The following is a 12,004-nucleotide window of genomic DNA, read 5'->3' on the forward strand; positions in this document are numbered from 1 at the left end:
CCCCGAGACGGGCCGGGGCGCCGGTGGCGGCGAACCCGCTCACCGGGCGAACGGCTCCGCCATGGCCGCGGCGGCGCGCAGCCACGCCTGCCGGGTCTCCGGCTGGAGCTGGTGGTACTCGATCGACGAGCCGGTCTCCAACGCCGGGTCGTACGGCACGACGGCCACCGCGCGGGTACGCGTGGCGAAGTGCCGCTCCAGGTCGTCCTGCAGGGGCGAGCGGCCAGGGGTGGGGCAGGAGATGAGGGTGACCGCGTTGTCGGCCAGCTCGCCCATGCCCTCCTCGTGCAGCAGGTCGAGCATCCAGTCGGCGCTGAACGCCGCGTCCTCACGGGGCACGGTGGTCACCACCAGTTGGTCGGCGGCCTGCATCACGGTGCGCCAGTTGGCGCTCTCCACGTTGTTGCCCGTGTCCACGCAGACCACGTCATGCGTACGCCGCAGCAGCTCGAGCACCCGCTTGACGGTGAACTGGTCGAGCCGCTGGGCGAAGCGCGGGCTCTCCTCGCCGGCCAGCACGTCGTACGAGCCGTCGGAGGCGTGCCGCAGGTAGTCGTCCAGCCGCTCCAGCAGGGTCGCGCCCTCCAGGATCTCGATCTGGGCCAGGTCACCGATCAGGTGCCGGATGGTGCGCGCGTGGCGGGCGCTGCCGGCGCGTAGCCCCAGGGTGCCGCGCAGCTCGTTGTCGTCCCAGGCCAGCACGCCCCGCCCCCGGACGCTGCCGATGGTGGCGGCGGCGAGCACCGTTGCGGTGGTCTTGTGCACCCCGCCCTTGGGGTTGGCGAACGCGAACACGCGGGGTGTGCCCAGATCGCGGCGGAGCACGCCGGTGGCGCGTTCCAGCTCCTGGTCGACGCCCTGCGGCCGCCACTCGATTCGGGCGGGGTAGCCGCGCTCGGCGATGGCCGAGCCCGGCGGCGGGGTGACCGGCGCGGCGGGCGGCGGAGTGACCGGCGGCGCGACCGGTGGGGCGGGCGGCGGCGCGACCGGTGGTGGCGCGACCGCCGGGACCGGCGGGGTCACCGGCGGCGCGGCGCTCGGGTAGCCGGTCTCCGGCTGGTAACCGGTTTCCAGCAGCGCGTAGCGGGACTCCCCCGCCGGGTTGCCCGGCCGGTAGCCGTTGTCCAGGAGGGCGTAGCGCGACTCGGGCTCGGCCCGGCGCGGCGGCGGCTCGGGCTCGGCCTGGTAGCCCGGGTCGGCGCGGTACGTCGGCTCGGCCCGGTGACCCGGGTCGGCACGGTACGTCGGCTCGGCCCGGTAACCGGGGTCAGCCCGGTACGTCGGCTCGGCGCGGTAGTCCGGCTCGGCCCGGTACGCGGGCTCCGCCCGATAGTCCGGCTCGGCACGGTACGCAGGCTCGGCACGGTAGTCCGGCTCCGCCCGGTACGCGGGCTCCGCCCGATAGTCCGGCTCGGCCCGGTACGCGGGCTCGGCACGGTAGTCCGGCTCGGCCCGGTACCCCGGCTCGGCCCGGTAGGCGGGATCGACCCGGTAGGTCGCCTCGGCACGGTAACCGGGCTCCTGGCCGTACGACAGATCGGCCGGATGCCCGATGGCCGACGCCCGCCCCGCGTAGCCGTTGGGGGCCGCGCGCCGCGGCAGTGGGTCCGGCGGCGCCTCGTCGGCCCGGCGCTCGGGCTCGGGCTGCTCAGCGGCCCGACCGCCCAGCCGGGCGCGGTCCAGCAATGCCCGCCACCTCGGCGCTGGTTCGGCCGGCCGGCCCCAGCCGGTCTCACTGCCCTCCACGGCCCGCCCTCCCAGCACCATCGATCTCTGTCTGACAGGCTACGAACCAAACCCTATTCGGACCACACCTGAGCACGCACACCACCCGGCGCAGATCACGACGGGGAGGGCGTCAGCAGCCCCTCGTCGATCGCGTCCGGGGAGGTGGCGACACCCGGCGGGGCCGCCTCGGTGGGTTCGGCCGAGGGCGACGCGGGTGACGGAATCGTTACGAGCGGTGCGGGTTCCGACGATTCGCCCATCGGCACCGGCGGTCTCGGCGTGCTCGACGTCGGCCCGCCACTCGCCAGCGGCGTCGGCTCGGGGCTCGGCCCGGTGTCGGCCGGCGGGCGGACCACGTCGCGCTGCTCGGGCAGCGGCGGCGTGAAGACCGTACGGTCGAGTCGGTACACCTCGGGCGCCGGATCGACGGCCCGCACGTCCGGGCGGGAGGCCACGCCCCGCAGCACCTCCGGCGCCGCGCGCACCACCGCGGCGTAGACGCAGGCGCAGCCGGTGCGGTACGCCGCCGCCTCGGCGCTCGCCACGTCCGCCCCGGTGACGTACCGCTGGCGCAGCTCGCGCTCGGCGGCGCCGTCGCCACGCACCCCGGCGGCCCTGGCCCGGTAGTCGGCGGCCTCGCCGTCCTTGCGGGCGGCCACCTGCGCCATCTGAGCGACCACGTCGTCCGGCACCCGCGACGCGGGGATCCGGACGATCTCGGTCTGCCGGCCGGGCAGCGGCACCCGGCCGAAGACCGTCGACACCGACACGTCACCGAGCACCGCGGCCAGCCGCTGCGGCGGAAGGTACGCGTCGAGCATCACCAGGGCGTACGTCCCGTCCCCGGTGGCCGGGGCCGTCGGGCTCAGCGCGGCCAGATCGGCCGCGGCCGAACGCAGGTAGCCGGGGACCCAGTCGCCGTCGGCCACCCCGACGCGGGTCACCTCGCCAACCGTCCGGTCGCCCACCGGAGCATCGTCGGCGGCCCACACTGCGGTGCCCAGGACCGCCGCCGCGGAGAGCACGGCGGCCCAGGTGAGCACCCCGGACCGCCCCGACCGGTCACCGAGACGGGCCACCGCCCGGGTCAGCGGCGGCAGCAGCTGTTGGTCCAGCTGCCGCAGCAGGTCGCCGGCGCGCACAGGCGGGATCCCCTCGTCGGATCGATGTCGGGTGGTCGCCGCTCAGTCACGCAGGATCTCAAGCGCACGTTCCAGGTCGTCAGGGTAGTCGCTGACGAACCGGACCTCGTCCCCCGAACGGGGGTGCAAAAAGCTCAGTTCGCGGGCGTGCAGCCACTGTCGGGCCAGGCCGAGACGGGCCGAGAGGGTGGGATCGGCGCCGTAGGTGAGATCACCGACACAGGGGTGCCGCAGCGTGGAGAAGTGCACCCGGATCTGGTGCGTCCGGCCGGTCTCCAATCGCACATCGACCAGGCTGGCCGCCGGGAACGCCTCAAGGGTGTCGTAGTGGGTGATGCTCGGCTTGCCGCCGGACACCACCGCCCAGCGGTAGTCGTGGGTGGGGTGCCGGTCGATCGGCGCGTCCACGGTGCCCCGCAGCGGGTCCAGGTGCCCCTGCACCACCGCGTGGTAGCCCTTGTCCACCTCGCGGTACTTGAAGGCCCGCTTCAACGCCGTGTACGCCTGCTCGCTCTTGGCCACCACCATGATCCCCGTGGTGCCCACGTCGAGACGGTGCACCACGCCCTGCCGCTCGGCGGCGCCGCTGGTGGAGATGCGGTGCCCGATCGCGGCGAGGGCACCGATCACCGTCGGGCCGGTCCACCCCGGGCTGGGATGCGCGGCCACGCCCACCGGCTTGTCCACCACCACGATGTCGTCGTCGGCGTACACGACGCGCAGGCCGGGCACCGCCTGCGGCACCACGGTCGGTGGGGCGACCGGGGCGGGCAGCGTGACCTCCAGCCAGGAGCCGGCCTTGACCTTGTGGGAGTTGGGCCGGGCAGCGCCGTCGACGAGGGCGTCGCCCGCGTCGACCAGGGCGGCGGCTGCGGTACGGGAGAGGCCGAACAGCCGGGACACCGCCTGGTCCAGGCGCATGCCGTCGAGGCCGTCGGGCACGGGCAGCGAACGGTGGTCGCCACCGGCGGCGAACGCGGAGGTCATGCCCGCTCCCTCTGCTCGGCGTCGGCGGTGGCGTCCGCGTCGGCGGGGGCGCCGTCACGGCCGGCCCGCCGCCCGTCACGCTGGCGACCGGTCAGCTCCAGCAGCACGGCCAGCAGCACACCGCAGACCAGCGAGCTGTCGGCCAGGTTGAACACCGGGAAATATTCGCCGTACGGCCCGAAGACGCTGATCATGTCGACCACGTGACCGTGGAACGGAGCGGGCGCCCGGAAGATCCGGTCCATGAGGTTGCCCAGCGCGCCACCGAGCACCAGGCCGAGGGAGATCGCCCACGGCAGGGAACGCAGCCGCAGCGCCATCCAGACGATCCAGCCGACCACGCCGATGGTGATCAGCGGGAACACCCAGGTGTAGTTCGCACCGATGCTCCACGCGGCGCCGCTGTTGCGGGTCAGGCTCAGGTAGACCAGCCCACCCAGCACCCGGACCGGCTCCCGGTCGCTCAGCGCGGCCAGCGCGAGGTGCTTGGTCAGCAGGTCGGCCACCAGGGCCACCAGGGCCACCCCGGCGAGGATCGCGACGGCCCGGGGCCGGGGCTTGCCGCCGCCCGGGTCGGTACGGCCGGGGTCGGCGGGCGGTGCTGCGGTCATGCGCTCCCCATCGAGGTGTCTCGGCGGTGATCGCTCACCGCCTCATCGCAGACGGGGACCGGGCGTCAGCGCCGCTCCTCCAACTGCTTGCACGTCACACACAGGGTGGCCGACGGGAAGGCGGCGAGGCGCTCGACCGGGATCGGGTTGCCGCACCGCTCGCACCAGCCGTAACCACCCTCGTCGAGGCGCTCCAGGGCGCGCTCGACCTGCGTGATCCGTTCCAGAATGCTGTTGGCGAGAGAGATCTCCTGCTCCCGCTCGAACGTCTTGGTCCCGGTGTCGGCCTGGTCGTCCCCGGCCGAGTCCGTCAACCGATCGCGCTGCAGCTCGGTGATCTCGCTCAGCGTCTGATCGTACTCGGCGCGCAGCTCGTCCCGCCGCGCCGCCAGCGCCGCCCGGATCTTCTCGGTCTCCGCCGCGCTGCGGGTGGCCTTGGCCACCGGCTTGCGGCCGGCGGTCCTGGTGTCGGCTGGCTTCGCCATGGGTCGCTCCTCGGCCGCGGAGCCGCTCGGTCGCGGCACCTGGTCAGGGGCGCCGACGAAGGCGTCCCCCAAGTACGAAAAGGGGCGCACGGCGACGATGGCCGCGCACTCCGGAGGTTGGCAAGAATACGGAACGTACAGGCGTCCGACAACGTGGCGCACCGTCGCACCGCTCAACAGCCCCGAGCCCTGCCTAACCGGGGCAAAGGGAACGCTAGCAGATCAACCGACCGCCTCATCCCCGTACTCGCCAAACCATCGGGCCAGCCGACCGCGTCGGCTGACCGCCCGCAGCCGCCGTTCGGCGGCGTCGCGCACCCCACCGGTGGCGACGATCAGCAGGCTGTCGCCGGTTTTCAGCCGGGTGTCCGGGCCGGGCACGAAGCCCACCCCGTCGCGCAGCACGAGGGTCACCGAGGCGCCCAGCGGCAATCGCAACTCGTCGACGTGCACGCCGGCCAGCCGTGAGCCCGGAGGCACCTCAAGTTGGAGCAGATCGGCCCGCATCCGCTCCAGTGGCGCGGTCTCCACGTGGATCTCGGTGGCCTCGGCCGGCGCGGTGGTCCCCAGCCAGCGGGCGAACGGACCGAGCGTGCTGGTCTGCACCAGCGTGAAGATCACCACCAGCACGAAGACCGCGTCGAAGAGGCGCTCCGCGCCCGGCACCCGCTCCGAGAGCGGAATGGTGGCCAGCACGATCGGCACCGCCCCGCGCAGCCCGGCCCAGGACAGGAACGCCTGCTCCCGCAGGCCAAGCCGGAACGGCAACGCCGAGACGACCACCGACAGCGGCCGGGCCAGCAGCACCAGCGCCAGACCGGCGACCACCGCCGGCAGCACCGCCGCGTCCAACCGGCCCGGCGAGACCAGCAACCCGAGCAGCACGAACAGCCCGATCTGGGCGACCCACGCCAGCCCGTCGGCGAAGCCGAGGATCGCCTGCCGGTGCGACAGCCGGGCGTTGCCCAGCAGCACTCCGGCCACGTAGACGGCGAGGAAGCCCGAGGCGTGCAGCACGGCGCCGGCGGCGTACGCCAGGACGGTGATCCCCACCGCCGCGATCGGGTACAGCCCGGCGGACGGCAGCGCCGCCCGGCGCAGCGCCCACGTACCGGCGAGGCCCGCGCCCACGCCCACCGCCGCGCCGACGCCCAGCTCGTAGCAGACCAGGCCGACCTCGTACCACCACGGATGCGACCAGCCCGCGTGCGACAGCAGCACCACCAGCAGCACCACCGGGGCGTCGTTCATGCCCGACTCGGCCTCCAGTGTGGCCACCAGCCGCGGTGGCAGCCGCAGCCGTCGCAGGGTGGCGAACACGGCTGCCGCGTCGGTGGAGGAGAGCACCGCGCCGTAGAGCAACGCCAGCCGCCAGTCCAGACCCAACAACAGGTGTACGGCGATGCCGACCACCACGATGCTGACGATCACGCCGACCGTGGAGAGCGCGGAGGCCAACCCGAGGACCGGGCGCAGCGCGCTCCACCGGGCGGTCAGGCCACCCTCGGCGATGATCACGATGAGCGCGCAGAAGCCGAGGGTCCGGGTCAACTCGACGTCGTCGAAGCGGATACCCAGCCCGGCCTCGCCGATGGCCACGCCGAGCGCCAGGTAGAACAGCAGGCTGGGCACCCCGAGGCGACTGGAGAGCCGGACGGCGCCGACCGCCACCAGCAGCACGGCCGCGCCGAGCAGCAGCGCGATGTCCAGCCCGGGCGTCACGGTTGCCGAGCCCGGGCGGTCCTCACCCTGCGGATCCGTCGCGCAGTCGGTGCAGCACGTCGGTCAGCTCGGGGCCGGGCCGGTCGACGACGAACAGCTTGTCCCGGCTGGTCGCGCCGGTGCGCAGCGACACCGTGGCCGCCCGGACCCCCAACGCGTCGGCGAGGGCGCGGCGGGCCGCCTCGGTCGCCCGGCCGTCCACAGCCGGAGCGTGGACCGCGATCACCAGGGCGGGCCCGTACGTGCCGTCGAAGCGGCCGCCGACGGTGTTCCGGGAGGCGCCAGGCTTCACCCGTACCGCGACGGTGAGCGCGTCCTGCGGGGGCACCGACACGGCTCTCAGATCGGCCGGGCGTCGGTGAGCAGGGCGGTGGCCGGCGCACACGTCGCACACGGCGTGAAGCCCAGCTCGACGGCCTCGGCGACCGGAAGAGTCTCGGGCACCCGGCCGGCCAGGCGTCGGCACCCGGCCAGGTGGTAGCGGGGCCGCCCGTCGACCACCACGACGGGGTCGGGCAGCCGGGAGACCCGGGCCGCCTCGGCCGGGGTGATCGGCTGCTCGGCCGGCTCGTCGGCCAGCGCGTCGACCGACATCGTGTTGGCGGGGTACGCCTCGTCGCCCCGGGCCACGAAGGGCGATGCCGGGCTGACGGGCGAGGAGCGTGACCCGTCGGCCGGGGTCACGAGCGGCGCCTCGGGCTCGAACGGCGGGGCCGCGTCAAAGGACGGGGCCGCGTCGAAGGACGGGGCCGCGTCGAAGGACGGGGCCGGGTCGAAGGACGGGGCCGCGTCGAAGGACGGGGCCGCGTCGAAGGACGGGGCCGCGTCGAAGGACGGGGCCGCGTCGAAGGACGGGGCCGCGTCGAAGGGCGGGGCCGCGTCGGGGTCGGACGGCGGCTCGGGTGGTTGCCGCCACCCGGTGCCGCCGTTGCCGACCGTCGAAGGTACGTGCTGGACCGGCACATCCGGCTCGGCCAGCGGTGGACCGTACGCGAAACCCGGCTGGGCCTGGCTGGCCCTGCGGAATGTCGCGCGGTCCCGCGGACCGGCCCGACCGGGATCCGCCGTCGCGCGGTTGGCGGCTGCCTGGCGGGCGCCCACCACCAACGCGACGGCGGCCAGCAGACTGGCCGCGATGGAAATGGTCAACAGAATGCTGGAGCCACCGGCCAGACCGAACACCAGCAGCACCACAGCGACGAGGATGAGCAGAAGACTCGCGACTATCACGGCTCACCCCCGCCGCGTCGTACCGTCCAGGCAGGGCCGGCGACCGTCACCATCTGCGGACAGCGATCGCCGGCCGGTGCTCAGCGTCCGGCTTCGAGGGCGCCGGAGCGCCCGCCGCCGTACGAACCGGCGAGACCTGCCGCCGCCAGCCCGTTGCCGCCGGCGACCCGGCCTGCCTCGGAGCGGGTCATCTCGGCTTCGAGGCCCTGGCCGCGACCGTCGAGGTCCCGCAGCTGGCTCTCCAGGTAGGCCTTGAGCCGGGTGCGGTACTCGCGCTCGAACTGCTTGAGCTCCTCGATGTGCTTCTGCAGGGCCGTGCGCTTGGCGTCCAGGCCGCCCATGGCCTCCTGGTGCCGCTGGCGGGCGTCCCGCTCCAGGGCGTCGGCCTTCGCGCGAGCCTCGCGGGTCACCTCCTCGGCCTTGCTCCGGGCCTCGGACAGGAGCTGGTCGGCCTCGCGGCGCGCGTCGGACACGTGGTCGTCGGCGGTGCGCTGGGCCATCATCAGCACGCGGAGCGCCTGCTGCTCACCGTCGGCGGCAGCGCCGACGGCCGGGCCACCGGTGGTACGGACCTGCTCCAGCTCGGCCTGCATCGCGCGGGCGGCCTGCTCGGCCGCCGCCTTGTCGCGCTGCACCCGGTCCAGCTGGGCCTTGACGTCGTTGAGCTCCGCCGCCAGTCGGGCGTCGCCGCCGGGGCCGGCGGGGGCACCGCCACGGCCGCCGCGCTCCACCTGGGCGCGCAGCTCGTTGTTCTCCTCGATGAGACGGGCGAGCTCGCGCTCCACCTCGTCCAGGAAGGCGTCGACCTCCTCCTCGTCATACCCCCGCTTGCCGATCGGCGGCTTTTTGAAGGCGACGTTGTGGACGTCGGCCGGGGTCAGCGGCATCGAAACTCCTCGGGTCAGTTGCGGCCGCGAAAGCGCGTCGGTCATCAGGCAGATGCCCTGATCGACGGCCCTAACACGAACTCCATCAGCACGAACAGGATAACCAGGAGCACAAGGGAGGCCAGGTCGATGCTCACGGTACCAATTCGCAGCGGAGGGATCACACGCCTCAACGCGTTGAGAGGGGGATCAGTGACGCTCCACACGGATTCCAGTCCTGCCGATGCGCCGCGTCCCGGCTGCCACCGCCGGCCGTACTGCAGAACGGCGCTCAACACGAACCGGGACAGAAGAAGAAGCAGGAAGACATAAAGGACCAGGTACAACACTTGCAGTAAGATCGACAACACGGTCAGCGACGTCCCTCGGGTCGGGCGGGGTCAACTCAGGCTGAAAAAACCGCCCTCAGCGATCTTGGCTTTGTCCTCCGCGGTGACCTGGACATTGGCCGGTGAGAGCAGGAACACCCGATTGGTCACGCGCTCGATCGTACCGCGCAGCCCGAACGCCAGACCGGCTGCGAAGTCAACCAGACGGCGGGCGTCGGCCTCGTCCATCTCGGTGAGGTTGATGATCACTGGTACGCCGTCGCGGAAGTGCTCACCGATGGTGCGCGCCTCGCGGTACGTGGTCGGGTGCAGCGTGGTGATCTGGTACCGCTGCTCCTCCTCGGGCACGGCCACGCGCTCCCGCGTCGCGGCCTGCGGCGCGAGGGCCAGATTGTCGCGCGTGTGGTACGTCAGCGCGCCCGACGTGTCGCCGGCCGAGGACCGCGTGATCGACCGTACGCTGGACCGCTCGGCCCGCTCCGGACGCTCACCGTCACCGCGGTCGGACTCGCCGCCACGCCCGGTGGACCGCTCGGAGAGCCGGCCCCGCTCGCTGGAGCGCGGCCGGGGAGCCGGTGGCTCCTCGGTGTCGTCGTCGTCCTCGTCGGCGAACTCCTCGGCGTACCGGCTCTGCCGGTACCGCGAGTCGCGGTAGCCACCCTTGTCGTAGCCACCGTCGTCGTAGGCCCGCTCGTCGTCTTCCTCGACGAGACCGAGCCAGACCCCCGCCTTGCGCAGTGCACCCATCCCGCGCCCTTCCGTCCGCCGTGCGGCACTCGCCCCCGTGCCATGTCGCCCGTCGCGAGTGGACAACCATGCCCATCGGACCGGAACGGCAATCCCCCTGGCGCGCGATTCGCGTCGCGCGTCACGACCCCCACAAGGATCCGCCGCCCTGAAACAACACTGATGTAATTTGCCTGTCTCGCGGTCAGGCTACCGCAGCGTGGGACGCATTCCGAGCAACGCGCTACCGACGCGGACATGTGTCGCGCCGTATCGGATCGCGATTTCCAGGTCGCCGCTCATTCCCGCCGACAACGCTGTCGCTCCCGGATGGAGCGTCCGAAACGCCTCGGCCACCTCGGCCAGTCGGGCGAAGGCCCGCTCCGGCGACCACCCCAGCGGCGCCACCGCCATCAGACCGGCCAACCGCAGCGCGGGCGCGTCGGCCACCGCCGCGGCGACCGCCTCCAGCCCCGCGCCCTCATCGGCCGAGTCGGGCAACGCGCCGCCGCGCGCCGGGTCGCCGTCGATGCTCACCTGCACCAGGGCGTCCAGCGGCCGTTCCCGCTCCGCCGCCGCGTTACCCAGCGCGCGGGCCAGCCGCACGCTGTCCACCGAGTGCACGACGTCGGCGTAGCGGACGACCGAGCGGGCCTTGTTGCGCTGCAACTGCCCGATGAAGTGCCAGCGGGGGCGTACGCCGGCCGCAGCCACCTCGGCGGCCTTGCCGGCCGCCTCCTGGTCGCGGTTCTCCCCCATGTCGGTCACCCCGAGCCCGGCCAACGCCAGCACGTCCCCGGCCGGGTACGTCTTGGTCACGGCGATCATCGTGACGTCGGCGTGGTCCCGGCCCGCGTCCGCGCAGGCGTCGGCGATCCGGGCTCGCACCTGGGCCAGGCCGGCCGCGAGTTCGGCGCGGCGGTCCGGTCGTACCGTGGCTGAACTGTCGGTCATCGGCGGCGCTCAGGAACCGTTCTTGAGAAAGTCGGGCACGTCCACGTCGTCGAAGAGCACCCGGCGCGGCGACTGGGCCGGAGCCGGCAGGGTGGCCGGCGGCGGCACCGGGGTGCTCTGCGGCGCCGGCTGGTTGGTGTTGGTCTTGCGGGTCGGCTCGGCCGCCTTGTACGCCGGCGTGCCACCGTCGAAGCCCGCCGCGATGACAGTCACCCGCACCTCGTCGCCGAGCGCGTCGTCGATCACCGCGCCGAAGATGATGTTGGCGTCCGGGTGGGCCGCGTCGGTGACCAGCTGGGCCGCGTCGTTGATCTCGAACAGGCCCAGGTCGGAGCCGCCGGCGATGGAGAGCAGCACGCCGCGCGCGCCGTCCATGCTCTGCTCCAGCAGCGGGCTGGAGATGGCCGCCTCGGCAGCCTCGACCGCGCGGTTCTCCCCGCGGGCGCTGCCGATGCCCATCAACGCGCTGCCGGCGCCGCTCATCACGCTCTTGACGTCGGCGAAGTCCAGGTTGATCAGACCCGGGGTGGTGATCAGGTCCGTGATGCCCTGCACACCGGAGAGCAGCACCTGGTCGGCCGTGCGGAAGGCGTCCATCATGCTGATGTTGCGGTCACCGAGCGCCAGCAGCCGGTCGTTCGGGATGACGATGAGCGTGTCGCACTGGTTGCGGAGTTCGTCTATCCCCGTCTCGGCCTGCACCTGGCGGCGCTTGCCCTCGAAGGAGAACGGGCGGGTCACCACGCCGATGGTCAGCGCGCCGAGCTTGCGGGCGATGTTGGCCACCACGGGCGCGCCGCCGGTGCCGGTGCCGCCACCCTCGCCGCAGGTCACGAAGACCATGTCGGCGCCCTTGAGCACCTCTTCGATCTCGTCGCGGTGGTCCTCCGCGGCGTTCTTGCCGACGTCCGGGTTGGCCCCGGCCCCCAGGCCACGGGTCAGCTCCCGGCCGACGTCGAGCTTGACGTCGGCGTCACTCATCAGCAGCGCCTGGGCATCGGTGTTGATCGCGATGAACTCGACGCCCTTGAGCCCAACCTCGATCATCCGGTTGACGGCGTTGACGCCGCCGCCCCCGATGCCGACGACCTTGATGACCGCCAGGTAGTTGTGCGGAGGTGTCATCTCCGGTCCTTTCCTTCGAGATTGGCTTCGGCCGACCGGGTACGGCGTGGCCAGACCAGCGGCCGACGACAGCTGTCA

13 protein-coding genes are annotated in these 12,004 nt (G+C 73.2%); all 13 read right to left on the reverse strand.

From position 1 onward, the window contains the following. Positions 1–39 precede the first annotated feature (39 nt). Positions 40–1,746, reverse strand: coding sequence for an AAA family ATPase (locus ACFYPH_RS07575; protein WP_387180000.1), 1,707 nt, complete (start codon positions 1,744–1,746; stop codon positions 40–42). 95 nt (positions 1,747–1,841) lie between these two features. Next, the gene (locus ACFYPH_RS07580; RefSeq protein WP_355067222.1) at positions 1,842–2,870 is read right to left on the reverse strand and encodes a hypothetical protein; all 1,029 of its coding nucleotides are present in this window, start codon (positions 2,868–2,870) and stop codon (positions 1,842–1,844) included. A 42-nt stretch (positions 2,871–2,912) separates the two neighbouring features. Next, positions 2,913–3,857 (reverse strand): RluA family pseudouridine synthase, encoded by a 945-nt coding sequence (locus tag ACFYPH_RS07585; protein WP_354856143.1) that lies wholly within the window; start codon positions 3,855–3,857, stop codon positions 2,913–2,915. After that, positions 3,854–4,468, reverse strand: coding sequence for a signal peptidase II (gene lspA / locus ACFYPH_RS07590; protein ID WP_354856142.1), 615 nt, complete (start codon positions 4,466–4,468; stop codon positions 3,854–3,856). The genes ACFYPH_RS07585 and lspA overlap by 4 nt, the downstream gene beginning before the upstream one ends. Before the next feature lie 65 nt (positions 4,469–4,533). After that, positions 4,534–4,953: a TraR/DksA C4-type zinc finger protein gene (locus tag ACFYPH_RS07595; protein WP_007463005.1), complete on the reverse strand. Its 420-nt coding sequence runs from the start codon at positions 4,951–4,953 to the stop codon at positions 4,534–4,536. 222 nt (positions 4,954–5,175) lie between these two features. Further along, complete coding sequence (locus ACFYPH_RS07600) at positions 5,176–6,675, reverse strand: potassium/proton antiporter (protein WP_387180005.1); 1,500 nt, start codon at positions 6,673–6,675, stop codon at positions 5,176–5,178. 22 nt (positions 6,676–6,697) lie between these two features. Next, positions 6,698–7,009 carry a DUF167 domain-containing protein gene (locus tag ACFYPH_RS07605; RefSeq protein WP_355067223.1) on the reverse strand — a complete coding sequence of 104 codons (312 nt, stop codon included), beginning with the start codon at positions 7,007–7,009 and terminating at the stop codon, positions 6,698–6,700. 5 nt (positions 7,010–7,014) lie between these two features. Further along, positions 7,015–7,905 (reverse strand): hypothetical protein, encoded by an 891-nt coding sequence (locus tag ACFYPH_RS07610; protein ID WP_387180573.1) that lies wholly within the window; start codon positions 7,903–7,905, stop codon positions 7,015–7,017. A gap of 80 nt (positions 7,906–7,985) precedes the next feature. Next, the gene (locus ACFYPH_RS07615) at positions 7,986–8,792 is read right to left on the reverse strand and encodes a DivIVA domain-containing protein (RefSeq protein WP_355067225.1); all 807 of its coding nucleotides are present in this window, start codon (positions 8,790–8,792) and stop codon (positions 7,986–7,988) included. Positions 8,793–8,836: 44 nt separating this feature from the next. Continuing rightward, positions 8,837–9,142: a YggT family protein gene (locus ACFYPH_RS07620; RefSeq protein ID WP_088949372.1), complete on the reverse strand. Its 306-nt coding sequence runs from the start codon at positions 9,140–9,142 to the stop codon at positions 8,837–8,839. A gap of 30 nt (positions 9,143–9,172) precedes the next feature. Then, a complete protein-coding gene (locus ACFYPH_RS07625; RefSeq protein ID WP_354856138.1) occupies positions 9,173–9,868 on the reverse strand; it encodes a cell division protein SepF in 696 nt (231 codons plus the stop codon). Positions 9,869–10,057: 189 nt separating this feature from the next. Continuing rightward, positions 10,058–10,801 (reverse strand): YggS family pyridoxal phosphate-dependent enzyme, encoded by a 744-nt coding sequence (locus tag ACFYPH_RS07630; RefSeq protein ID WP_354856137.1) that lies wholly within the window; start codon positions 10,799–10,801, stop codon positions 10,058–10,060. A gap of 9 nt (positions 10,802–10,810) precedes the next feature. Continuing rightward, positions 10,811–11,926, reverse strand: coding sequence for a cell division protein FtsZ (ftsZ, locus tag ACFYPH_RS07635; protein ID WP_234588050.1), 1,116 nt, complete (start codon positions 11,924–11,926; stop codon positions 10,811–10,813). Positions 11,927–12,004 lie beyond the last annotated feature (78 nt).

The sequence above is a fragment of the Micromonospora sp. NPDC005252 genome (assembly GCF_042872475.1).
GTDB lineage: Bacteria > Actinomycetota > Actinomycetes > Mycobacteriales > Micromonosporaceae > Micromonospora.